Raw genomic sequence first — 24,471 nt, 5'->3', positions numbered from 1 at the left:
AATCTCAGGCAAGTCCAAAGGCGGCGACGACTCGGCATGCCTTCGCATTACACACCCGCACGTTGCGTCGCAGTGCCACCTCCTTGCCTGAGATGCGTCACCCAGTGATTGATGCGATCCAGATAGATGTAGACCACCGGTGTGGTGAACAGCGTCAGCAACTGCGACAGAAGAAGCCCGCCGACCATCGCGAAGCCGAGCGGTTGCCGTAGCTCCGACCCCGTGCCCGTTCCGATCATCAGCGGAATGCCGCCGAGCACGGCGCACATGGTCGTCATGAGAATGGGCCGGAAGCGGGTCTTGCAGGCTTCGAACACGGATTGCTCCGCACTCAGACCGCGAGACCGTTCAGCCTGCAGGGCAAAATCGATCAGCATGATGCCGTTCTTCTTCACGATGCCGATCAGCAGGATGATGCCGATCAGGCCGATGACGTCGAGGCCAAATCCGAATGCCATGAGCGTCAGCAGCGCGCCGATACCGGCGGACGGCAATGTCGACAGGATCGTGATGGGATGAATGATGCTTTCATAAAGCATGCCGAGGATCAGATACACCGCGATGAGTGCGGCAACGATCAGGATCGGCGTGCTCTTCAAGGATGACTGGAATGCCTGGGCGTTGCCCTGGAAGTTCGCAGTGATGGTGTCAGGCATGTGAAGCGCGGCGGTGGTGGCCTGAATGGCCGAGATCGCGTTGCCTACGGCGACGCCGGGAGCCAGATTGAAGCTGAGCGTGACCGATGGAAACTGGCTCTGGTGATTGACCGCGAGAGGCGCGGTCCCCGCCTCCACCTTGGTGAACTGGCCAAGCGGTACCATCGCTCCGCTGGACGAGCGGACATAGATCCGGTTCAGCGCATAGGGGCCGAGCTGAAACGACGGATCGACTTCCAGAATAACGTAGTAGCTGTTGAGGGTCGTAAACAGCTGCGCGACATGGCGCTGCCCGAACGCATCGTACAGCGTGTTGTCGATGGTGGACGGATCGATGCCGAGGCGAGAAGCCGCGTCGCGATCGATCTGCAGCTTGAGTTGACGTCCGGCATTGGCCTGATCGGTCGCAACGTCGGCAAGCTCGGGCATGTTGCGAAGTTTCTGATAGAGCCGTGTGGCCCATTGATCCAGCTCGTCGCTGTTCACGTCGGTGAGCGTGTACTGGTACTGGGTCTTGGAGAGACGGCTCGCCAGATTGATATCCTGCGTCGCCTGCATGAACACCTCGACGCCCTGCAGTTTCTGAAGCTTCTGGTCGAGCCGCCGGATGATCGCATCGGCGTTGGCGTCACGCTGGTCGCGCGGCTTCAGCAGAATGAACAAACGGCCGTTGTTTTCCGTCACGGTCGGTCCGCCCGGCCCGATATAGCCGGTTGCGTTCGAGACCGCCGGGTCTTTCGAGATCACATCGATGACCGCGCGCTGCAGGCTGGCCATCTGATCCGGCGAGACATCGGCGGCGGCCTCGGTGATGCCGGTGATCAGTCCCGTGTCCTGCTGCGGAAAGAAGCCCTTGGGGATGATCACGAACAGCACGCCCGTGAAGGCAACCGTAGCGAGCATGATTCCGAGCGTGATGGCCTTGAAGCGCAGCGCCACGCGCAACGCGGCTTCATAAGCCGATTGCAGCGCAGTGAAGCCCTTCTCCAGCGCACACGACACACGATTCTGGCTGACCTCATGCGACGACCAGAGTAGATAGGCGCACATCATCGGCGTCAGCGTCAGCGATACCAGCATGGAAGCTGCGATCGCGACACAAACGGTGACCCCAAATTCCTGAAACATGCGGCCCACCACGCCGCCCATCATCAGGAGCGGAATGAACACCGCCACCAGCGAGGCCGACATGGACACGATGGTAAAGCCGATCTCGCCCGCGCCCTTGAGCGCTGCCTCGAACGGAGACAGCCCCTCTTCGATGTGGCGCTCGATGTTCTCAATCATCACGATGGCGTCGTCCACCACGAATCCTACGGCGATCGACAGGCCCATCAGCGACAGATTGTCGAGGCTATAGCCGAGCAGATACATCACGCCGAACGTGCCGATCAGCGAGATCGGAACGGAGACAGCGGGGATCACGGTGGCCCAGAACTTTCGCAGGAACAGAAAGATGACACCGACCACGAGCCCGATCGTGAGAACGAGGGTGAACTTCACGTCGTCGACACTGGCGCGGATGGTTTGCGTCCTGTCGGATGCGATCTCGACCTTGATGTCGGACGGCAGCGCTTTCACAAGCTGCGGCAGTGCGGCCTTGATGGCGTCCACGGTGCCGATGACGTTGGCGCCGGGCTGGCGTTGAACAGCCAGCACAATGGCCGGCTTGTCATTGTACCAGCCGTGAAGCGTGATGTCCTCAGCGCCGGGAATGGCCTGACCGACATCGCGAAGCCGCAACGGAGCGCCATCACGATACGCGATGATCAGGTTGTCGTAGTCATGCGCGGCGAGCAGCTGATCGTTCGCCGCAAGCGTGTAGGCTTGCCGCTGCCCGTAGAGTACGCCCTTGGGCTGATCGACGGTGGCGGCCGCAAGGCCTGTGCGAAGCTGTTCAAGATCCAGTCCCGCCGAGGCAAGCTTGGCGGGATTCACCTGAACACGAATGGCAGGCTTCTGCGCGCCACCGATGGTAACAAGCGCAACGCCCGGCATTTGCGACAGCTTCTGTGCCAGGATGCTGTCGGCATAGTCGTCGACCTTGGTCAGCGGGATGGTGTCAGAGGTCAGCGCGATGAGCAGCACTGGCACGTCCGCCGGGTTCACCTTGCGATAGGTGGGAGGCGACGGCATCGTCTTCGGAAGCTGCCCCGCCGCCGCATTGATCGCGGTCTGCACATCCTGCGCCGCCGCATCCACGCTTCGGTTCAATGCAAATTGCAGCGTGATTTGCGTGTTGCCGAGGCCGCTGCTTGATGTCATCTGAGTCAGTCCGGCAATCTGTCCGAACTGCCGTTCAAGCGGTGTTGCCACCGACGCGCCCATGGTTTGCGGATCGGCGCCCGGCAGTTGCGCCGTGACGAGGATGGTTGGCGTGTCCACATTCGGCAGCGCCGAGATCGGCAATTGCCGAAAGGCAAGCAGGCCCACCAGTGTGACGCCGACCATCAGCAGCGCGGTGGCGATGGGCTTGCGGATGAATCCTGCGGAAATATTCATGGCAACATCCCTGCGCTTGCTGTTGATGCATTCTGCACGTCATTCCGCCGATCCGGCGGCACGACCTCGACGCGGGCGCCTTCGGACAGTCGATATTGTCCGGCAAGCACGACGTTCTCGCCCGCGCTCAGCCCACTGGTGACGATGATCTGACCGTTACGCGACTGGCCGGTCGTCACCGCGTGAATGCTGACCTGTTGCGACGGCGAGATCGCATAGACGAAGGGTCCGGCCGGACCCTGCAGAACGGCGGGCAAAGGCAACGCCAGCGCATTATGTTCGACGGCGATGACAAGGTGAGCATTGACGAAGATACCGGGCCAAAGCGCTCGCTTTTCATTCGGAAAGATGGCCTTGAGGCGCACCGTGCCGGTGGCCGCGTCGACCTGATTGTCGATGAGCAGCAATTTGCCTTCGTCCAGCTTGATCTTGTTGGCAGCGTCGTAGGCTTCCACAACGACGGGACCTTTCGCCTGCGCCTGCTGTGCTTTCGCAATGTCGGCGGATGGCAGGGTGAAGATGACCGAGATCGGCTGGATCTGCGTCAGCGTGACCAGACCATTCACATCGTTGGGATGAACGACATTGCCCGGATCGATCTTCCGGATTCCGGTGACGCCGTTGAAAGGCGCGGTGATCGTCGTGAAGCTTAACTGCGTGCGGGCGCCTTCCAGCGCAGCTTCGTCCAGCTTGACGGTGTTGTGCAGTTGCCCGACCTGCGCCTTTTGCGTGTCGACCGTTTGCGGCGTGGCAAACCCGCGGCTGAGCAGCGGAAGCGAGCGATTGAGTTCCGTCTCCGCGTTTGCGAGCAAGGCCTGGTCGCGGCCAAGCGCGGCCTCGGCCTGATCGACCTGGGCCTGAAAGACCCGAGGATCGATCCGCGCCAATCCCTCGCCCTTCTTGACCTCCTGCCCTTCAATGAAATCGACGCTTGTGAGCGTGCCCTGCACCTGGGAATGCATCGTCGCTGTGTTGAGCGGCTGGACCGTTCCCAGTCCCTCCAGCACGATCGGCACATCCTGTTGCAGGACTGTTGTTGCCGTCACGGGAACGGCGGGCTTGCCGGGATGAGTTTCAGTAATATCCGGAGCTGATATCTTCGGTGTGGCTTTGGCCGGTTGGGCCATCGCCGCATATCCGGTCCAGGCTGCGATCACGACACTTGCGGAAAGACAAGTCGCGCCGATCAGAAGAACTTTAGACATGGCTCGATCCCTTGCTTGCTGAGGATTGACGGCACGCTTTGGCGGTGAGTTCGGAGAGGAAGGTTGCGGCGGCGCGGGTCGTGACATCACGAGCGTGAGTTCCACCCGCCGGAAGATTCATCAGGCGGATGTCCGCATCCTGTTGACGCAGCGCATCGATCAGGCCGGCCTCCAGCCCGCCCATCTCGCTGTCATGCCGAACGATGCGGATGCTTGCGGCTGTCGCAGCGATCGGATCGCGCGGCAATGTGCAGGGAACATCCACGGCCACGATGCCCGCGCATGTGATCGCGCCCTTGAGGATCAGATCGAGCGCGATGCGCGCCGTATCGTGCCAACCCAGCATGACGAGTTGGCCAAGGTGCATGTGCTTGCGGCCGAGCGCGCTGGAGAGTTCGCGCCGAAGCCAGCTCTGGCGTTGCGACGTGGGCGCAGTGCTGATGTCGACTTCGACCCAGTCCGCAAGCGGCGCCACCTGCTCGCGCAGCGCTCGATGGTTGACCGCGTCGGCATCGGGTTCCGCGGCGTTCCGCACGAACGCGACGAGGGCCTGCGGCTGCGCATCGAGACCGGAAATCCTGTGGGGTGATTTGATCATGTCCGCAATATCGGCCTCGCCTCGAATTAATCAAATGCATTGATTTCACATCCCAATTCATGAAATGAATATTGCCGGAGACGGGCCATGAATCTTCGCAACTTCGATCTGAACCTGCTGCTGGTGTTTGACGCCCTGCTGCGCGAACGCAGCGTGATGCGGGCTGCCGACGCGTTGGCCCTGAGCCAGCCTGCGCTGAGCCATGCTCTCAACCGGCTCCGGGATCTGCTCAAGGATCGCCTTTTCATCCGGACGCCGGCGGGAATGATGCCGACGCCGCGCGCGGAGCAACTCGCCCTCCCCGTCCGCAAGGTCCTGAACGACCTCCAGCTCGCGCTGGAGATGGAAACGTTCTCCCCGGCGACCGCGGAACGGCGCTTTGTCATCGCCGTCAACAACTATGCCGCCGTTACGCTGGCCGGTTCGATCGTCGCTGCATGCCAGGCCCAGGCGCCGAAGGTGCGTCTGTCGCTGCGTCCAAGCGGAACGCTTGATCTTGCCGAACTGCTGGAACGGGGCCAGCTCGATCTTGCCATCTCCGCACGCGACGAGCCGGCAGAGCGTTTCGCGTCACGCCCGCTGGTTCAGGATCACTATGTGGCGGTGTTTCGAAAGGGCCATCCGGCATTGCGGCGCAAGCTCACACTCGCGGCGTTCGCCGAGCTTCAGCATCTGTCGATATCATCCAGCGGTGAGAACCTGAGTTTCGTTGACCAGACCCTGGCTGCACATGGAATGACGCGATCGATTGCGCTGGAAGCCCCTTATCTGTCGGCGGGCGCCGTCCTTGTCCAATCAAATATGGTTGCAGTTCTCGGCCGCAAGCTCGCGCAGGAATTCCGTCGCACCTATCCGATCGAGATTCGGGAGTTGCCGTTTGATGCAGACCATCTGCAAAGCATCATGCTGTGGCATCGCCGGTTCGATGATCAGCCTGCACATCGCTGGCTGCGCGACACAATAGCTGCGACAGCCAAGTCGATCTGAATCGCTATTTGCCGACGACGCAAAAAACTGCCGCAGGCAACGCCTGCGACGGCTTTCTCTGCAATTGCCCGCGCGCGCGAGGAACCCCAGGGGCGAGAGACGTTGGCACAACTGGTTATGGATTTCGGTATCCCCGTTCCTGAAGCACCCAACGATTACCATCGGGGTCCATAAAATCGGCAAAGCTCGCATAGTCCCTGCGCGCAGGGTCCAGTCCTGCAGCGAAACGTCCGTCCCAGGCATCGATGGGGACCTTGTGACGGATCACACTGACCTCAACGCCGTGTTCGAGCAGGCGATTCCGTGCCGCCTCCAGATCGGTCACCACCAGATAAGTGTTGCGGAGTGATCCGGGGAGCGCGTCGGTCAGTCCTTTGCCGATCTGGATCGAGCAGCCGGAGCCAGGCGGTGTGAGCTGCACCACGCGGAATGTGTCACTCGGCGCATAGTCGACATCGAGCGTGAAGCCAACCTGATCGACATAGAACCGCAGCGCGCGATCGACATCACTCACCGGTAACGAGATGACCTCGATAGAGAACGTTATGACTGATGCTTCGGCTGTATTCATCGCGTCTTCCTTTCGACCAATCCGCCGTTCTGGAAACTCACCACGCCGATCAGGCTTCCAAATTCAGCCGGCTGCCTTGGATACGATCTATCCAGATCGCGGTGCGCACTCGCCTTCTCCCATACAATGTCGCACGGATGGCCGAGTTCACCGATCGCAGTCGAGGCAGACGCTGCTTCGTCTTGAGACGTGGGGCCGGATGCCGCCTAGCTGCTCGTAGCGCGATCCAACTCGGCGAGGTCGAGGTTGCGATCGGGACCGTGCGGAACCACCGACTGACCAGGCTCAAGACGGAGCTGGATGCCATCGAGATGCACCGTGACGATATCAGGTTCGAACGACACCAGGTTCGAGATGCGGCGAACCTCGGGATAGGCGTCGGGATATGACCACGCTGCCTGACGCGCGTCGCCAATCGAGTAATAGCTGCAGAGCCCCTTGTACGGGCAGAACGTCTGGAGTTTCACAGGCGTGAGAGCTGATGTGTCGACGTCGTCGCGTAGAACATACCAGCGTGGCGCGAAACCGGACTCGTAGAGAACCAGCGGCCGCTTGGTATCGGCGATGATCCGCTCGCCTTGGCGGACGACCAGGTTGCGGGAAGTCTGACGAATGTCGATGCGATGATACGGATCCGCGGCATGGCCGAGGATACGCTCGTCTTCTTCGTAGAAAGCATCCATCGCGCGCCAAGCGAACGCGACGCGTCCCTGCAATTCATTGGCGTACGCGGGCAGCCCAGTGTGCTGCCACGCTCCTCGCGCCGCGACGTGCTGCTCGTCGGCTCGGACGCTAAACCAGGACGTGAGTCCGAGATCCGAGTGTTGGGTCGTGTAGTCGGTGCGCTCCAACACAAGTGGAGATACATCACCCTCCGGAAAGTAGGCTACCGGATAGCGGCCCGGTTCGAATAGAACGAGGACATTCTCGCTTTCCGCGATCCAACGACCTCCCAAGCGCACACGCATGCGCCTGCGCAAACGCTCGACGTATAGGAGTTTCTTCGGCAGTGGCTCGGGTACCAGGAACTTGCCGACTGGTCCCGTTGAGAGCGGACCTTGTTGCCAGGACAATCCCACGGCTTTCTCCTATCTGGTTGGATGATCGAGGCCCTGAGACCTCGATCAATGACACAAAATCAGACCGAGACGGATTCGCGGACCTCGAGCAGCAATTCGACGACACGCTCTGGTGCCGTCACGATTGGCGTATGATCGACATCCAACCGCCGAAGTTTGGCTTTCATCCGCTGCGCCATGAACTCCTGCGTCTCGGGGTTGATCATGCGATCCTGCTCGGCCATGAGGTACCAGGACGGCAGGGTCTTCCAGCGCGGCTTTCGAACCTTTTCCTGCAGACAGGCGACATGGATCGGCCGCTGCACGGCGGCGAACAGTGCGTTCTCCTTCGGGCTGGCGTTCTGTGCGAAGGCCGTAGCGAATGCGCTGTGCGGCATCCAGATGAAGCCGTCACTGTCGGGAGCCAGCTGAGGTGCATTTGGATGCGGCTTCCCTCGGCCAAACACTTCGCCGATGGTTTCGCCCTCGTCGGGCGCCAACGCTGCGACGAAGACCAGGCCCTTGATGCTTTCGTTCTGCGTGCTCGCGATGACAACGCCGGCATAGGCGTGCGCGACCAGCACGACCGGCCCCTCGATCCTTGCCAGGCAGCGATCCAAGGCTCGAACGTCGTCCGAAACGCTCGTGAGTGGAATGGGGGCCGCTATTGCGTTTGCGCCGCTGGCCTGAAGTGCTTCGATCACCTTCTGCCAGCTCGATCCGTCCGCCCAGGCTCCGTGAACGACTACGAAAGTCGGAGCTGTCTTCAATTCTGCCATAGAAACGTTCCTCTTCAGATGACTCAAGCTAGTTGTGTTGACGTGCGGCGCTCGGTGCCCCCGGGCTCAGGTAAACGATGAGGCAAAGGCAGATCATCGCCATGCCACTGATCGGGTAACGAAGTGCGACGAGGCCCGCGGCGACGAACACGCCATCGGAGAAGGCGTTCCTCCTATTGGGCGTCACTGTCTCTTCGCTCGTCGTCACCGCGCGCCGTCAGCACTGTAAAGAAAGCCGGCTGTCGATTTGCCGGTCAGGCCAGCGTCTTCATCCACGCCGCGATGGCACTGCCAATCTCGTTCGGCGAATCTTCCTGGACGAAATGGATTCCGTTGACAGTCACTTCGGTCTGCGCTGGCAAGCTTCGGGCGAATTCAAGAACCTTGCCCTCCGCGAGGATTCCACCGGGCTCGGCCTTCAGGAAAAGCTTCGGCACATTGCTGCTCTTCAGCCAGTCCGCGTAAGCGTCAACGGCCGCCGTCACGTCGGCGGGATCGCCTTCGATCGGGATTTGCCGGGGAAATGTCAGTGTTGGCCTGCGGCCCTCGCCGGGTTCTTTGAACGGTCGGCGATACTCCGCCATCTCCGCGTCCGACAACTTGCGCAGGATTGCCCCTGGCAAGATCTTCTCGATGAAGAAGTTGTCTTGCAGAACCATCTGCTCGCCGGCCTCGGAGCGTAGCGCCTCCAGCACTGGCCGCATTCCGAATTTGTCCCAGTGATCCCAATACTGCCGGCCCACCATCGCCTCCATATATGCGATACCCCTCACGGCATCGCGGTGATGGTTGGCCCAGTCGAAGCCGAGTGTCGAACCCCAGTCGTGAATGACCAAGGTCACGCGCTCGCGCACATTCAGCGCCTCAAGCAGCGCGCCGAGGTAACGGCGGTGCTCAACGAAGCGATAGGAGTCGGGCCCGCTATCGGGCAACTTGTCGGAGTCGCCCATACCGATCAGATCGGGCGCAATGCAGCGGCCCAGCGGTTCCAGATACGGCAAGACGTTGCGCCACAAGTATGACGAGGTTGGATTGCCGTGGAGCAGGACGATGGGATCCCCTTTTCCCACCTCCACATACGCCATCTCACGGCCAAGGATCTTGCACCGCTGTTTTTTGTAAGGAAATTCCGCGGATGTCATGATTGCTCCTTTTGAGGCAGACGCGGCCTCACCAAAGCCGTTGCTAAACGATTGATTAATTTGGACTTTTCTCTTCCGCCGAAAACTCGAAGTATGCTAACCCGAGTTGCCACACGATGTCCGAGGCTTCCTGCTTTAGGCCGCCATCGTTGGAGTGAGCGTTGGAGCGATCATGGAAATGGCAAGCCTATCGGCGGACCGCGTGCTTTTGTTGGGACCGCTGCAGGTCATGCGGAATGGGAGCCCCCTGCCCCAGCCGCCCTCGCGCAAGGTTCGCGCTCTCCTTGCCTACCTCGCGATGGTGGCGCGGCCCATTTCCCGCGAAAAACTGTGCGAGCTGCTCTGGGATGTCGCCGACGATCCGCGAAGCGAGTTGCGCTGGTGCCTTTCCAAGCTGCGGCCGTTAGTCGACAGTCCCACAGCAATACGACTGATCGCTGATCGCAAGCAGGTTCAGATTGAAGCCAATTCACTCGACGTCGATGCGCTTTGGGTTGCGCACCATACCCAAACGACGCTGCGCAGTGGATCGTCGAGCGACCTTCGGTCCCTGCTGGCTCACTTCCGCGGCGACTTTCTCGAAGGTCTTTCGGTTGAAAGGGCTCCATCGTTCGAAAGCTGGCTCGCGGGCCAGCGGCACCGTTTTGGTCAATTGCGCCAACAGCTCCTTGAGCGCCTTAGCACGATATTGCCGCCTGAGGAGCGTATTGAAGTGTTGCGGGAGCTCATCGAAGTCGCGCCGTTCGATGAAATAGCTCACGTCGCGCTGGTTCGCGCGTTGATCAACAGCGCGCTCTATGCCGAAGCGAGGCTCCAGATTGAAGCGTCCATCATGCGTTTTCAAAATGAAGGCATCGACCCGGCATCGCTAAGGTCGGCTTTTGCGAGCGTGCAACAACAGCGTGACAAACCTGCCAAAGCCTTCCAGCCCCAAAGCTCCAGCTTCGATACCGCGGGCCATCAGCAGGTGGCGCAGACGCGCAGGCCTACACTCCTGGTGATGCCGTTTGCCACGGCGACGGCCGAGGACGCCGCAGATGCCGGCAATGTTACGAGCGACATTATTTTTGGCATCGCCAAGCTGCGCGGCGTGAGCACTATTGCCCAAAGCACAGTATCCTCATTGGTTGGTCAATCGCCGGTCGCGGCGGCCGCCCGTGTGAACGCGCAATATGTCGCGAGCGGCCGCTTGCAGCGCCATGGCGCGGATTATCTTGCATCAATTGAGCTCATCGAGCCCGTGAGCGGCCGTATCTTCTGGGTCGCCGAATTTTCCTGCAAGATCGGCGATGCGTTCTCTGCGGCGAACCCGTTAGCTTCGCAGATCGTGGCAGGTCTCGATGCGGAGATTCACATCATAGAACGCAATCGAGCGCTCCTCATGCCGCCTGCCTCGCTCGATGCATGGCAGGCGTACCATCGTGGCGTCGCCAATATGTACCGTTTTACTGACGAGGATAATCGCGAGGCTCAGACGTTCTTCAAGAGAGCCATCGCTCTTGACCCGACTTTCTCGCGAAGTTACGCCGGCTTGTCCTTCACGCACTATCAGAATGCATTCCTGCTAAGAACGCGTGACCGTGAACAGGAGATCACTTTAGCTCTAAATACGGCTGGACGGGGACTAGAGGTGGACCCGAGCGATCCAGCCGCACACTGGGCGATGGGTCGAGCACTATGGCTTCGAAGAGACCAGGAGAGCGCAATTACGGCGCTTGACCAAGCCACCCGTTTAAGCCCGAGCTATGCTTCGGCCCATTACTCCCTTGCGATGGTCCATTGTCAGATCGGCGATCCTGTGCGCGCTGTCGAAGCCGCCGACACCGCAGCCCTTCTCAGTCCATTGGATCCGATGCTGTTTGCGATCTTTGGCGCACGGACCTTCGCGTTGCTGCGACAAGGAAAAATAGAGGAAGCCGCTGCATTTGCCATTCGCGGCGCCGAGCAACCGAACGCTCACATCCACGCGCGAGCGATCGCAATCCTAACGCTCGCGACGGTAGGACGCATGGATGAAGCCAACGCTGAATGGACGCGCCTTCGACATTTGCAACCCGACTACTGTTTCAGACAATTCGAAGCTGCATTTCATTTGGTGGAAGATTTGAGGCGCATCTATCAAAAGGCGGCAACGGCGATGCAAATGCCTCAATAAAAAGGCGGAGCGAACATCCGGCTCGGATCAAAAACAGACTTCACCCGAATAGCTGACGCAAGGCGGGGCGTTCGCCACGGAGCGCATCGCGTGTCTGTCGATCAGCATGCGCGATAAAAAACCCGCCGCAGGCAATGCCTGCGGCGGGCTGATGAGCGTCACTCAATCGCGTTGGGCGATCGCCTTACTTGTTATCGCCACCCGAGACGACCGTTCCGGTCACCGGATCGAGGATCAGAGGCGTCACGTTCGGCTTGCCCTTGAAGTCGAACATGTTGGTGAGCGAGTTTGCGTAGCGGTCAACCGAGCCCTGTCCCTTCGGCGGAGCAACCGGACCATCGATGAAGCCGAGGTTCCAGTTGTCTTCGATGAAGCGAAGCACCGAAGCCTGATGGGTCAGGGTGTGATCGACGAAGTTCGACTTCGCATAAGGCGAGATCACGAGCAGAGGCTGGCGTGGGCCGAGGCCGCAGCGTGCCTGCTCAGCGTTCGGATCCGGCGTACCGCAATTTCCAACTCCGAACAGGAAGTCGACGTTGGTCGCCGACGGGGTCAGAACCGGAGGCATCACGTGATCGTACCAGCCGTCAGAGTCATCCCACACGATAACGACCGCGGTTTCCTTCCAGAAAGGCGACTGCTGGATCGCGTTGATGGTCTGCACGATGAAGGCCTGCTCCACGAGCGGGTTGGAGCTGGATGGGTGGCCGTACTGATAGACCGGCGCCTTGACGTAGCTCACCGACGGCAATGAGCCGGCGTTCAGCGACGTGAAGAAGTCCGAGATATCGTACATGTGGTTGGCCTGGTCGGTCTTGCCGATCATGTCCGCCGAGGTCGGCCGCAGATGGTGCACGTTGCGCGTGCTCGCGAACTTCATGAACGGGGTCACGCCGGTGGAGTAGTCCTTGGCCAGAGCGTGAATGTCCACGCCCGGGTTGTTGACGCTCGGGTTCTGCACCAGGTAGGTCTGACCGTTGATGTCCATCTGGTGAGCTTGGTGCGCGGTGTTGCAAGCCGCAGGCGTCAGCACATTGCCGTTCGCATCGAACGTCGCGGGCGCGCTCGGCAGGAAGCCACCCTGGAAATAGCCCCAGGTCACGTTCTTCGCGTTCAACAGATCGCCGACGTTCTTGCCGGTGAATTCGAACGTGCGGCCTGGGCCGCAATCGTCGAGATAGCCAGGCAGGTTTGCGTCAACGAGCGTAACCGAGTTGTCCTTCGGATTGACGTAGAAACCGGACATGTTCGGGTTCGACGGGTTGGAAGGGTCATGCACGATGATGCCGTGCGTGGTGCCGGCGATGAGGTTGGCGTGGCCAGGCACGGTCGGGCCGTAGGTCGTGGAGAAGGAGTTGTCGCTCATGGAGTAGTACTGAGCGTAGTTCCACATCGCGGTGACGGTGTTGCCGTCGTAATAGCTCATGACGGTTGTGCCGTCCGGCTGGCAAGCCGTGCCCTTGCCGGCAGTGGTCTCAGGGAATTGATCAGCCTTGCCGCCGTTGAGCGCCTTCTGCTCGGGCTCGTAGTCGTGGCCCATGTCGCAAGTCACGGCGTCGTTCCCGCTCGCGCGATGGGGATTGGCCTGAGCTCCGAAGATGTTGCGGTTCGGATTGTTGGTCAGCAGGGAAGGATTCGCCGCCAGCGTATTGGCGGTCGGAGTGCCCTTGCGCGCGACGAACTTCGGCGCAGGCACGCCGATCCAGCTCTGCTCGCCGGCAATGTTCGCGGCGTACGGATAAGTTCCGAAATAGTGATCGAACGTCTGGTTCTCAGGAATGATGACGACGATGTGCTTGATTGGCGTTTGCGTATCGTCAGCAGCAGTCTGCTGGGCCTTGTCCTTGGCGAGACCGGCGGACGAGCACAGCATCAGCGACGCTGCCGATAAAAGAAGCATTTGACGAAGAGGACGACGAGGTGTCGGCGATAACATTAAAAACCCCCAGATAAGGAAGACGAGACTCTCGAAGCGAGAGACAGCAAGAAAAGACGAGCCGGTATTTAGATGACGCGTATTTCAGGGGTGCGACATTTTGGCGAATGCGTTCGAATGTTCACGCGTAAACGCAAGATCGCAGCGATGTTCGTCGCGAATAGCGATACAATTCTTCAAATATCGAAGTGCGATGCTTTTCAATGTGATGTTTTTCATCGTGCTTGCGGCTTCATTCGCAAGAGAATCCGCGACACGACGATGTTGCGACACGTGCTACGTGCGTCATAAACAGCGAATGCAAGCGCAGGTTACGGAATCACGGGTACTGCATTGAACGAAAGCAGGAATGCGCGGCGCATCACGCGCGCGAATCCAGAATGCCCACATCCAACCAGTGACTTGTGCGGCGACTTATTCTGTACTGACCGATGATTTGGCCAGCGACGCGGTCAATGACCTATCCGGTCACGTGCCCATTTACCTGTTGTACGACTCGAGCGCTTGATTCTTGTGAGATCCGAGCTGCTCTCGCAGAGCTGCATAATAAGCGTCATGAACGTCTTTATTCAGCAGCGAAAATGGTTCGGCGCGACTGACAGCGGGCTGCACCTCGACACTTATAAAGTGATTGTAGTTTTGATATTCGCGCGCCGCGTCGTCATATTTGCCCGCAGCAGCATTGCTGCCGACCCGCTCCAGAATCGCGACGGCTTCTTTCAGCGCATTGCGTGCAGCCTCGCGTTCTTTCTCGCCGCCTGATACGCCGGGGGCGCCCTGCTCCGGAATGCGGTCCATCACATCACCCAGATTGCCACCCACGGCTGCGACCGTGAGCGTGATGATGCCATTGTCATGCGCCTGAATGGCGGGGCCGAGCGAGCTGGCAAAATCGAAAATATCCTGCAGCAGGATCGCCATGGTGATGCGTTCATAAGGCTGCGTGGCATCGCCGATCGCCTTCAGATAGGCCACCATGTCGGTCCGATCCTGGGCCGAATAGCCGAGCGTGAATGAACGATCAAAATAGTCGACGACCTGATCGATCGTCTCGAAACGCACGTCGTGGAAGTAAGGCCCATTGAAATTGGCGTTCAGCAGCGTCGGTGTCTTGTAGAGACCGCCTGAGCCCACATCGTGCCGCTTGTTATCAACGAACGCGGCAGATGGAATGTGACAGCCCGCGCAGCTGAGCTCAGCGTCTTGCGGAAACGGCTTTCTGAACAGCGCTTCACCGCGCTTTTCAGCTTCGCTGGCGCCCGCCGCCAGTTTGCCGCCGATGCTGATGCGGGGGTTGGGCAGAAAATCGATATCTTCGATATAAGCGACCAGCGCATCGAGCACCGCGGGCGCGGGATCAGGACCGGAGAATTCATCGACGATCACGGTGCGGACGAAATCGCGAAGCGATGACTTTCTGCCGTCGTTGCCGTAGGGCCCGAGAAAACGCACGCCACGCAGGCTCGGCACCCGAACCGGATCGAGCACGGAATTCTCGGCTTTCGGATTGAACAGAGCGCTCGTCGTATCAAAACCGCCATGCCGGATCGACAATCCCGGGATGAACAGCTTCGGATTATTGGCGCCGTTGAGGTGGCATGTGCCGCAACTGACGTCGCCCTTCAGCGCGGTGCCGCCGAGAATCGCAGGCGTGTTGAATGCCATGTTTCCGAGCTTCACCAGATATGATTTCTGGCCTTCGATCGCTTCAGAATGGAACTGCTCGCGCGGCTGCCAAAGCGCATCGTCATCGAGCTCCGTTCCGACGGGAAGCGACGTGTTCACGCCCTCGACCGGAAAGGCCAACGCATGCTGAAGAGCCAGCACCGTTGCAAGACCAGCCGCCGCTGACAGAAACACTCGAACGTTCATCCACTCGCCCCAATCCGAAACGACATATTGAAGCGAGCGAAAATCCGATCTCGCCAGCTGCGCGATGCCAGCCGCTCAACGCAAGCCAATCGATGCAAGCTGATCGATCCAAGCCGATCGGTGATTCCTGCTGCGCCTGGAATTTCGGCAAGGCCGTACCGGTCTTGATCGAAATCAGGCGATGCAAGCAGGCCACCCCGCCGTCATTGAGCTGGGGTCTTCTATCAATGTACCGATTGCTGTTTTGTGACAGGTTGATGTGTTGCGTACACGTTTGATCGTGACGCGATACACCCTGATGTGCACAATGATTGATGCTCAACCAATGCGCGAGATCAATGCCGCGCCGCTCCCAGCGCCGTCATCCAGTGCAGTGCCTCCTCGGGCACCATGGTGATCACGGCCAGCGACAGCACGACGCCAAGCGCAGACAAAAGTAACACCGCTTCCAGATCATCGGGCCGCTCATCAATCGGGACCATGGATTCCTCTCATGTCTCGTGCCCCGATTCCGAAGTTCGCATCAATCCGCGGCACCTTCGTTTGCGAACTTCGGAATCGAAGGACACTAGCAAGTTGTTGTTCTCGTGTGGCTTTGGTTCAGAAGTCCGCATTCCGGACTCGCCCCACGAATAATGCGGACTTCTGAACCGCCACACTGGATGTCTCTGCAGTGAAGCGCTTGCCACGTGACAGCGCTTGCTTTTGCAGGTGCCTCATGCGGGATGATAGCCGCAACCAGAGCGCGCGTCCGTGCGCTCTCATGCCGCACTCCCCTCACATAGCCACCCTGGGCCGCAATCTTTGACTGCAATCCTTGGCCACCACCGAGGCTCGTGGCGCGCGACGAGACGCTGAGGCGATAGGGGCAGATGAGATAACCGGACTTTGGATCGGGCTTGGATCGGACCTTGGCGCGACGCAGCCGAGATGGTGTCAGCACGACAGCGCGCCACGCAGTGCGCGCAGGTACGCACGACTGGGCGCGATCATCTCACGACACCTGAGGTCACAGCCGACTAGATTCGGCGAATATCACCAAAGCTAAACAAGGATAACTCGAATGCCTCTGTGGCATATTTACGGTCCGGAAAATGCGTACTCCGCCGAGGACAAGTGCACGCTTGCAACGCGTATCACGGACCTCTACGCGGATGTCGGCTTGCCCCGGTTCTATGTCAGCGTTGTCTTTCACGAGTTGCCGAAGGACTCGTTCTTTGTCGGCGGAAAGGCAACGAACGATTTTGTCAGGATTTGGATTGATCAGATTGCTCGCGCAACTGCTCCCGAGCTGCGAGCGTGGTGGCTTGAACGCATCAACACCACGCTCAATCCCTTCGTAAGCGAGCGTGGTTATCGCTGGGAGGTCCACATTGACGAAACGCCATTCGATTTCTGGACCATCCAAGGGATGAAGCCGCCGGCCCCCGATTCTGAGGCTGAAAAGCACTGGGTCAAAGAGGACCGTCCGTCGGCATATACCTGAGTGTGAGCGCAACCTTCAGCGAGCTGATCGCGGCGATGGCTATCAACCCGCCAAGTTTCTATGCAGCCTTTGGCAGCAAGGAGCAGCGCAACGGGGCAGCTGATCCGCCAATGTCGACGCGCACTCTGCGTTGTCGTTACCGGTGGCGCCTGCTCCGACGGCGCCCGGCGTGGTGCCGAAACGCTGGCGGAATCTGCGCGCAAAATGTGTGTAGTCACGAAACCCGCAGGCATAGGAAATATCGCTGAGAGGTTGACCTGTCTTCATCAACGCGCGGCGTTCGATCAGATGTGCCGCGTGATCCAGACGGAGCGAAGCTATGTAGTCACCACATGTCGACCCGCGGATCGTGAACAGCTTCTGCAAATAGCGCAGTGAAATTCCCATCTCGGCAGCCACTTCGCACGGAGAGATATCCGGATCGGCAAAGCGATCCTTGATGATGCCGCAGGCGCGCGAGAACAGCTTGTCGGTGTGGCATGAGCCAAGTGGGACGGGCGGCGCAAACAGTGCACCGATGAGATCATAGACCGCCAGACGCATAAATTCATCAGCCGCTGCGGACGCCGGTTCTGCATTGCCGACGGGGTCAAGAGCGAGTTGATAGAGCAGACGTGCCGCTTGCGCCTGCCGCCGGCCGCACGCGCCGCCTTGCGGCGCGAAGCCGAGATGCGACACCAGGTTCTGGCGCGGCACTTGCAAACCAAGCCATTGTGGGCACCCGGGTTGGCCCGTCGAGACGAATGTCACGGGTCTTGTGGAATCGAGCAGGATGACATCGCCAGCAGCGATATTCACGACTCGGTCGTTGTGAATGATGATCGATTCGCCGACATCCCGAACTGTGACGTAATAGTACTCCATACTATCACGGCGAATGTCCAGTTTCGTCCGCTCAAGGCTGGCGGCGTTGCAGGTGAGATCCACTGCAGCGAATCCGCAGACACGCCGCGTGCGCACCTTGCTGGCGAAGAGCTTGTTTTCGCGAGCAGGAGTAAACCATCCCCAATCCTCGCGCATTGCAGCTCGGAAACCGTCATAGTTCAATTCTGGAGCACTGAAATCGTCGTTCAGGTGCATCATCGACTCCACGTGGAAATAATCCTGAAAGCCTAGTCGTATGGTTTGTAACGGCCCGCGCCGAAGCTACAGGCAGACATTCATGAACCTAGCGTGACCCCGAGACAGGTCCCGCTCAACTCTGCCTCACGCCAGATCACGCCTCCGAGATGGTGTCAGCCCCACGGCGCGCCAGGCAGTGCGCGCTGATACGCACGACTGGGCGCGATCGCCTCACGACACCTGAGATCACAGCTGCTTAGTGTGGCGGTTCTAAAGTCCGCAGACGAACAAGCAGCGCAATGATGCGATCTTCTGAATCGGGACTCTCGATTCCAATCCTGACAATCACACGTTGCAGAGAGCGAAGACAGAGAGTGTGAGTCTTCGAGCGCGTCGTTCAAGGTCTTAGATAATTCTGTATCAATCATTGCAGACGTGGAGACACATGACGCTAGAGGGAAAACGAGCTCTCGTAACGGGAGCAAGCAGAGGTATCGGCGCGGCGATTGCAAAGGAACTCGCCTCTGAAGGTGCAGATGTCGCGATCACTTACGAGAAATCCGCGGAGAGTGCCGCGGAGGTCGTCAGCGCCATAGAAGCGAAGTGGCGCAAAGGCGTGGCGATACAGGCCGACAACGCGGACGGCGATGCCGTTCAGGCCTCGGTCGACAAGGCGGTCGCCGAACTGGGTGGGCTTGATATCCTCGTCAACAATGCAGGAATTCTTCGCGTGGGTGCGCTCAAGGACATGTCGCTCGCCGATATCGACGCACTCCTGAACATCAACGTTCGCGCGCCATTGATCGCGAGCAAAGCCGCCTTGGCGCACATCGCCAACGGCGGTCGCATTATCACCATCGGCAGTTGTGTCGCAGAGCGCGTCCCTACGCCGATCCTCGGTGCCTATGCGGCAAGCAAGTCGGCGCTGGCCGCGTTCACGAAAGCGCTGGCGCGGGAGCTCGGGCCGAGGGAGATCACCGCCAACCTCGTGCAGCCAGGCTCTATCGACACAGAGATGTTCCCGGCAAACGGCCCGCACGCGGGAATGGCCAATCAAGTCTCGGCACTGGGCCGGTTTGGCGTGCCGGAGGACATCGCCAACATGGTCGCGTTCCTGGCGAGCGCGAAGGCTCAATACATCACCGGCTCGACGCTGACCGTCGACGGCGGCGCGACCGCCTAGGTGCCGAACATGCTCTTCAGCCTCTACGCATTACAGGTCTTAGGTCACAACCCAAAGGAGATCGCTATGTCGATCCGCAACATGCTTGTTGCCGCAGCATTCGCCCTGGTCTCTTTGGACGCCGCCAACGCCAACGGCCCGCGTCCGATAGATGGCATGAGCATCGACCTCGGTGACGTATCTGGTGTCGCCTACTACACCGTCGAGCCCGACGGATTCCACGTCGTCGCGACCCTTGCACAGGGCAAGGAAGGAACACCGATCCGTGTCGTGTCTGTTCTTGCACCGGGTCAGAGTGTGGCTTTCTCAACAGCGCACCAGTCAGGTGCGCTCGAAATCAGCCGGAACGGCGACAGCGTGCTCGTCCGCAAGGTGAAATCGATCTCGAACTAATGTCCGGCCAATTAGCGCCTTCTCACCGCCACAGAGTGCGCACTGGTGCGCACGACTGGGCGCGCTCGCCTCACGACTCCAGAGGTTCAGCCGCCTAGTGTGGCGGTTCTGATAGTCACGCGTTGACGAGAATTCGGAGAGAACAATGATGACAGCAGTTGAGAATACAATGACGCTAACGGGAAACCGGGCTCTTGTGACCGAGCAGGCAACGCAAAACGGGGCCGATCCGGCCTTCGGAGTCGGGCGGCCTCCTCCGCTCCATTGTTTACCAGTGACAGATGCCACAGTCATTGAGTTGTACGAATATGTTTTGGCGCCTTGGGTGAAAATGCTCGGCCTTCGTGATTTCAAGGTCTACCCGGGCATCGTGTCCGCGATGCTTCCGCAAAGTGATGCGCTCAAATTTTCAAGCGGTGCGGTATGTGGCCAGGCAATCATGGCAGCCATTGACTCGGTTGCAGCACTGTCTGTGGGCACGACGGGGCGCGTCACGAAAGGCACCGTGTATCAGCACACGCACTTCCTGCGTCCAGCCTTCAACGATGACTATCAGGTCAGAGCGGAAGTCTTGCGCTTCGGCAAAACGTCGGCCTTCACGGAAACCCGCGTTACGTTTGCGTCGACGGGTAAGTTGGTTGCACACGCCAGTCTGGAATTCGCCTTCTGACGCGCGTCCAACACTTCATCCCCCAACGCGCCGCTCCCGACGTCTGTTCAAGCTCGCTCTCGGATATCCCCGTCGCGGCACCTTCTTGACCAGCCATACCGGCTGATCATCTCGCATTGACCCGCAACCCTCATCACCGGAAGGCACACCATGACCAAGACTATTCTCATCACCGGCACATCGAGCGGCTTCGGCCGCGAAACCGCGGAAAGGCTGGCGCGCGACGGCTATCGCGTGTTCGCCGCGATGCGCGACATCGCCAACCGCAATCGCAGCCACGCCGATGCGCTGCGAAGCCAGAAAATAGACGTCGTAGAACTCGACGTGACCGATGACGGCTCGGCCGATCGCGCCGTTGCTTCTATCCTCGCCGAAACCGGCAAGATCGACGTGCTGGTCAACAACGCCGGCATGGCGTCGGTCGGCGTGACCGAAGCCTTCACGAGCGATCAGGCGAAGGCGATCTTCGACACCAACGTCATTGGGCTCCTCCGCGTGACGCGGGCCGTGCTGCCTTCGATGCGTCGCGAGCGCGATGGCCTCATTATCAACATGGGCTCGGCCCTCGGCCGGGTGACGTTCCCCTTCGTCGGCATCTACTGCGCGAGCAAGACGGCGATCGAAGCTTTGACCGACAGCATGCGGCTGGAGGTCTCCCAACTCGGCATAGAGGTGGTGGAAGTTCAGCCTGGCGCTTACCCGACAAGCCTGTACGCGAGCATCCAGAGACCTGCCAACGACGACATCACGAAGTCCTACGGCGAACTCGGTGAGATACCCAACACCATTCACAAGACCTTCTCGTTAATGTTGCAGGGTAAGGACGCTCCGAAGAATCATGACGTTGCCGAGGCCATCGCCAAGCTCGTCGGCCAGGCGAAAGGCGGTCGCGCGGTTCGGACGGTGGTGGGCACAGCGTTCGGTGCTGACAAGATCAATGCCGACATCGCGCCCATCCAGAAGGCCGTCGTCGACGGTCTGGGCCTCGGGCATCTCGAAAAACTCGCGTGATGGAGCGGACGAGTGGCATCGCCGCCGGCGCGGTCCACGCGATCCATTTGAATGAGGAATAGCCGAACATGAAAAAAACCATTCTGCGTCCGGGGATCGACCGTCGCACCTTGCTCTCGACGTTCGCGTTACTTCCAGCCCTGTCCGCGCTGTCCTTGCCCATCTCCGCGTCGGCAGAGACTGCTTCGAGCGGCACATTGCCCTCGTGGAATGAGGGATCCGCCAAACAAGCGATCCTCAACTTCGTGCGAGACACGACAGACCCAGCAAGTCCGAAGTTCGTGCCTCCCGAGGAGCGCATTGCCACTTTTGATCAGGATGGCACGCTTTGGGTGGAGCACCCGATTTATACCCAGATGAAGTATTGCCTCGACCGGGTGCCGGTGGTGGCCGCGGAAAAGCCGGCGCTCAAGGACGTTGAGCCATTCAAGACGGTGCTCTCCGGAAACCGGGAAGCGATAGCCAAGCTCACGATGCAGGATCTCGAAAAGATCGTCGTTGCCACGCTCTCCGGCAGGACAACTGACGAGCTTGATGCCGATGCAAAGAAATGGCTTGCCTCCGCGAAGGACCCACGCTGGAAGCGGCCCTACACCGACCTCGTCTACCAACCGATGCTGGAGGTGATGACCTATCTGCGGGCGCATGGCTTCAAGACTTTCATTGTGACGGGCTTCGGTCAGGATTTTGTGCGCCTGTATTCGCAGCAGATCTACGGCATTCCACCGGAGCAGGTGATCGGGTCGGCTCTTTCCGTCGAATATGACTATGACAAGGACGGCAAGCCGATCCTCATCCCGGAGGCCAAGGTCTTGTTGAATGACAACGCTGCCGGGAAAGTGGAGGGCATTCACCTGATCATTGGCCGGCGTCCGAACGCATCATTTGGTAACTCGACGGGAGACCAGCAGATGCTGGAATATACGGGTGCCGGAGACGGCGCGCGTCTATCGATGCTCGTCCTGCATGACGATGCAAAACGTGAGTACGCCTACGGTCCGGCGCAGGGGCTGCCCGATACCAAAATTGGCGCCCTCACCCCCGCTCTCGATGCCGAGGCAAAGGCGAAAAACTGGACCGTCATCAGCATGAAGAATGACTGGAAGAAGATCTTTTCGTTCGACTAGCTCGCCCTAAGCGGAACACTCAGCGGCAATTATTTCGCTTTGCTGTTCCTGTTCCTGCCCCTCCTCCTGCGCCGGACAAAACCCATTCACCGGGACAGCCTCCCGAGAACGTGAGCAAGAACCGATAGAGAACCGCCATCAACCGGCGACGGCCCGGACTATTCGCCTGGGTGGTGCCTTGACTGCACCACTCGGATTGGGCGAGACAGGGCCATGAACGATGCAACACCGATCGAAAAACCGCGCCTGGCTTTCACCGGGTACCAGACATTTGTCCTCGGTATCCTGGCCTTTTTGCAGTTCACGCTCATCCTGGACTTCATGATCATCTCACCGCTGGGTGCGATGATGATGCCGACGCTCAATATCACCCCGCAGCAATTCGGTTGGGCGGTTTCGTCCTATGCCTTCAGCGCGGGTGTATCGGGTTTCCTGGCGGCTGGTTTCGCTGATCGGTTCGACCGCAAGCGGCTGCTGTTGTTTTTCTATTGCGGCTTCATGCTGGGCACATTGCTGTGTGCGTTGGCCACCAACTATCACATGCTGTTGGTTGCCCGCATCGTCACGGGCTTGTTCGGCGGGGTCATCGGCTCGATCGTGCTTGCGATTGCGACCGATCTCTTTCCACTCGAAATGCGTGGCCGGGTGATGGGGATCATTTCGACGGCATTCGCTGCAAGCCAGGTGCTGGGTCTGCCGGCAGGACTGTTCTTTGCAAATCATTGGGATTGGCACGCGCCGTTCTTCGCCATTCTCGCCGTCGCGGTACCGGCAGGGCTCGTCATCCTGATCTTCATGAAGCCAGTGGCGGATCACCTCGCGCTGAAGCAGGAACGCAATCCGCTGATGCATCTGTTTCACACCATCTCGGAGCCGCGCTATTGGCTGGCTTTCGTCCTGGTCATGTTGATGCCGACAGGCGGCTATATGCTGATGCCGTTTGGCACGGCCTACACCGTTAACAATGTCGGATTGACGTTTGAGGTCTTGCCTCTGATTTATCTGATCACCGGGCTTTGCACGATCTTTGTCGGACCGTTGGTCGGCAAGGCCAGTGACCGTTTCGGCAAGTTTCGAACATTCTGTTTTGGAAGCGCGGTGACGCTGGTGATGGTCCCGCTCTGGACGAATATCGGCCACGTCCCGCTCGCCTGGGTGATTGTCATCAATGTGGTTCTGTTTGCGGGGATCTTCTCGCGCATCATCCCGTCGCAGGCTCTGATCTCGGCTATCCCCGATCCCACCAAGCGAGGGGCATTCAACGCCGTCAGCGCCTCGTTGCAACAATTTGCGGGAGGTGTTTCAGCCGCTATTGCTGGTCTCGTCATCGTCCAGCTGCCGAGCGGCGCTTTGCAGCATTTCAATTGGCTGGGCTACATCGTCGTCTCGATTGCGATGGTGTCAGTGGCACTGATGTATTTCCTTCACAAGCAGGTCCCTGAGCCGGCATCGCGCGTGTGAGGCGCGTGAACCAAAATTGTGGCTCGTGCATGCAACACTATGTCGCGGGACGCGGTCTCAATCAGAGGCGCATAGTCGTTGTTTACCTGTTGCCTATTTCATGACGTTAGCCGCGCTCCTTCACCGGGCGCGGCTTTTTCATTTAGTGCATGGCTCGCTTCGCAAGAGTACGGGCCTTGCGAAGTAGAACCAGACACTCTTGCGCACGCAGCAGGAATTCATCGGCAGGAAGGTCTGGCGAACGATATCCATCCTTCATCAGTCCACGCAGCAGGAGGCAATGTCGCAAGATATCGCTTCTTCGGATCGCGAGGGATCGTAGTGGCGGCAGAGTACTAAGCCACCTGACGTGGGCCAGTGTCTTTTTGGTGTACCGATGAGCTATCTCTCTTTCCCGTGAGGCCATCAGTTCCTCCGACGAGTGCTTGGCTGGTGTTGAACAAAGGTGGTGAAAGAACTATCCACCGGCTACCGCTAAGACGGATTTATGCCTCGGTGTTCCGCTTTCCAAGCTCGCCTTTCAGCCAGCCGAGTGCTTCGTCGGAATGGAGAGGATCAGGCTGGCCACATGTTTCGCATTGGAATTTGCGACCGCCGCCTTTGACGAGCATGAATTT

Annotated in this window: 21 protein-coding genes; 9 read left to right on the top strand and 12 right to left on the bottom strand. The window is 59.4% G+C overall.

Going from position 1 to position 24,471, the window contains the following annotated elements; translation table 11 throughout:
* Positions 1-47: 47 nt before the first annotated feature.
* Genes ACZ5C3_RS10290 through ACZ5C3_RS10280 form a run of 3 tightly spaced genes read right to left on the bottom strand, consistent with a single transcriptional unit; the run spans position 48 to position 4,961 of the window.
* Positions 48-3,158 carry a multidrug efflux RND transporter permease subunit gene (locus tag ACZ5C3_RS10290; protein ID WP_464037415.1) on the bottom strand — a complete coding sequence of 1,037 codons (3,111 nt, stop codon included), beginning with the start codon at positions 3,156-3,158 and terminating at the stop codon, positions 48-50.
* Positions 3,155-4,363, bottom strand: coding sequence for an efflux RND transporter periplasmic adaptor subunit (locus tag ACZ5C3_RS10285; RefSeq protein WP_464037414.1), 1,209 nt, complete (start codon positions 4,361-4,363; stop codon positions 3,155-3,157). Before ACZ5C3_RS10285 ends, ACZ5C3_RS10290 begins: the two co-directional genes overlap by 4 nt.
* Positions 4,356-4,961, bottom strand: coding sequence for a hypothetical protein (locus ACZ5C3_RS10280; protein WP_464037413.1), 606 nt, complete (start codon positions 4,959-4,961; stop codon positions 4,356-4,358). The genes ACZ5C3_RS10285 and ACZ5C3_RS10280 overlap by 8 nt, the downstream gene beginning before the upstream one ends.
* Before the next feature lie 87 nt (positions 4,962-5,048).
* On the opposite strand from ACZ5C3_RS10280, the gene ACZ5C3_RS10275 reads away from it, so the two are divergent.
* A complete protein-coding gene (locus ACZ5C3_RS10275; RefSeq protein WP_464037411.1) occupies positions 5,049-5,948 on the top strand; it encodes a LysR family transcriptional regulator in 900 nt (299 codons plus the stop codon).
* 115 nt (positions 5,949-6,063) lie between these two features.
* Here the strand turns inward: ACZ5C3_RS10275 and ACZ5C3_RS10270 are convergent, their stop codons facing one another.
* The 5 genes from ACZ5C3_RS10270 to ACZ5C3_RS10250 all read right to left on the bottom strand — a co-directional run bounded on the left by ACZ5C3_RS10270 (position 6,064) and on the right by ACZ5C3_RS10250 (position 10,258).
* The gene (locus tag ACZ5C3_RS10270) at positions 6,064-6,519 is read right to left on the bottom strand and encodes a VOC family protein (protein WP_464037410.1); all 456 of its coding nucleotides are present in this window, start codon (positions 6,517-6,519) and stop codon (positions 6,064-6,066) included.
* 206 nt (positions 6,520-6,725) lie between these two features.
* Positions 6,726-7,598, bottom strand: a complete 873-nt coding sequence (locus ACZ5C3_RS10265) for a DUF427 domain-containing protein (protein WP_464037409.1) — start codon at positions 7,596-7,598, stop codon at positions 6,726-6,728.
* A 59-nt stretch (positions 7,599-7,657) separates the two neighbouring features.
* A complete protein-coding gene (locus tag ACZ5C3_RS10260) occupies positions 7,658-8,356 on the bottom strand; it encodes an alpha/beta fold hydrolase (protein WP_464037407.1) in 699 nt (232 codons plus the stop codon).
* 254 nt (positions 8,357-8,610) lie between these two features.
* Entirely contained in the window at positions 8,611-9,498 is an 888-nt protein-coding gene (locus tag ACZ5C3_RS10255; RefSeq protein ID WP_464037406.1) for a haloalkane dehalogenase, read from the bottom strand.
* A gap of 469 nt (positions 9,499-9,967) precedes the next feature.
* Positions 9,968-10,258 carry a hypothetical protein gene (locus tag ACZ5C3_RS10250; protein ID WP_464037405.1) on the bottom strand — a complete coding sequence of 97 codons (291 nt, stop codon included), beginning with the start codon at positions 10,256-10,258 and terminating at the stop codon, positions 9,968-9,970.
* A gap of 18 nt (positions 10,259-10,276) precedes the next feature.
* On the opposite strand from ACZ5C3_RS10250, the gene ACZ5C3_RS10245 reads away from it, so the two are divergent.
* Positions 10,277-11,653, top strand: a complete 1,377-nt coding sequence (locus ACZ5C3_RS10245; RefSeq protein ID WP_464037404.1) for a tetratricopeptide repeat protein — start codon at positions 10,277-10,279, stop codon at positions 11,651-11,653.
* Positions 11,654-11,837: 184 nt separating this feature from the next.
* On the opposite strand, the gene ACZ5C3_RS10240 is transcribed toward ACZ5C3_RS10245, so the two are convergent.
* The 3 genes from ACZ5C3_RS10240 to ACZ5C3_RS10230 all read right to left on the bottom strand — a co-directional run bounded on the left by ACZ5C3_RS10240 (position 11,838) and on the right by ACZ5C3_RS10230 (position 15,943).
* A complete protein-coding gene (locus ACZ5C3_RS10240) occupies positions 11,838-13,526 on the bottom strand; it encodes an alkaline phosphatase family protein (protein ID WP_464037403.1) in 1,689 nt (562 codons plus the stop codon).
* A gap of 543 nt (positions 13,527-14,069) precedes the next feature.
* Positions 14,070-15,461: a cytochrome c peroxidase gene (locus ACZ5C3_RS10235; RefSeq protein WP_464037401.1), complete on the bottom strand. Its 1,392-nt coding sequence runs from the start codon at positions 15,459-15,461 to the stop codon at positions 14,070-14,072.
* 335 nt (positions 15,462-15,796) lie between these two features.
* A complete protein-coding gene (locus ACZ5C3_RS10230) occupies positions 15,797-15,943 on the bottom strand; it encodes a hypothetical protein (RefSeq protein WP_464037400.1) in 147 nt (48 codons plus the stop codon).
* A gap of 581 nt (positions 15,944-16,524) precedes the next feature.
* Between ACZ5C3_RS10230 and ACZ5C3_RS10225 the strand changes: the two genes are divergently transcribed.
* The gene (locus ACZ5C3_RS10225) at positions 16,525-16,947 is read left to right on the top strand and encodes a tautomerase family protein (RefSeq protein ID WP_464037399.1); all 423 of its coding nucleotides are present in this window, start codon (positions 16,525-16,527) and stop codon (positions 16,945-16,947) included.
* A 42-nt stretch (positions 16,948-16,989) separates the two neighbouring features.
* Here ACZ5C3_RS10225 and ACZ5C3_RS10220 read toward each other — a convergent pair whose 3' ends face one another.
* Positions 16,990-18,030, bottom strand: a complete 1,041-nt coding sequence (locus ACZ5C3_RS10220) for a helix-turn-helix domain-containing protein (RefSeq protein WP_464044688.1) — start codon at positions 18,028-18,030, stop codon at positions 16,990-16,992.
* A gap of 424 nt (positions 18,031-18,454) precedes the next feature.
* Between ACZ5C3_RS10220 and ACZ5C3_RS10215 the strand changes: the two genes are divergently transcribed.
* From ACZ5C3_RS10215 to ACZ5C3_RS10190, 6 genes are all read left to right on the top strand, one after another.
* Complete coding sequence (locus tag ACZ5C3_RS10215) at positions 18,455-19,192, top strand: 3-oxoacyl-ACP reductase family protein (protein ID WP_464037397.1); 738 nt, start codon at positions 18,455-18,457, stop codon at positions 19,190-19,192.
* Positions 19,193-19,258: 66 nt separating this feature from the next.
* A complete protein-coding gene (locus ACZ5C3_RS10210) occupies positions 19,259-19,585 on the top strand; it encodes a hypothetical protein (RefSeq protein ID WP_464037396.1) in 327 nt (108 codons plus the stop codon).
* Positions 19,586-19,781: 196 nt separating this feature from the next.
* A complete protein-coding gene (locus tag ACZ5C3_RS10205; RefSeq protein ID WP_464037395.1) occupies positions 19,782-20,255 on the top strand; it encodes a PaaI family thioesterase in 474 nt (157 codons plus the stop codon).
* Positions 20,256-20,405: 150 nt separating this feature from the next.
* Positions 20,406-21,266: an SDR family oxidoreductase gene (locus ACZ5C3_RS10200; RefSeq protein WP_464037394.1), complete on the top strand. Its 861-nt coding sequence runs from the start codon at positions 20,406-20,408 to the stop codon at positions 21,264-21,266.
* Between the two features lie 68 nt (positions 21,267-21,334).
* Positions 21,335-22,393 (top strand): HAD family hydrolase, encoded by a 1,059-nt coding sequence (locus tag ACZ5C3_RS10195; RefSeq protein ID WP_464044687.1) that lies wholly within the window; start codon positions 21,335-21,337, stop codon positions 22,391-22,393.
* Positions 22,394-22,606: 213 nt separating this feature from the next.
* Positions 22,607-23,854: an MFS transporter gene (locus tag ACZ5C3_RS10190; protein ID WP_464037391.1), complete on the top strand. Its 1,248-nt coding sequence runs from the start codon at positions 22,607-22,609 to the stop codon at positions 23,852-23,854.
* Positions 23,855-24,471: the final 617 nt, after the last annotated feature.

The sequence above is a fragment of the Afipia dichlorophenoxyacetatis genome (assembly GCF_055386385.1).
The sequence above is the reverse complement of the archived record's forward strand: the minus strand, read 5'-3'. Positions and strand labels throughout refer to the sequence as shown.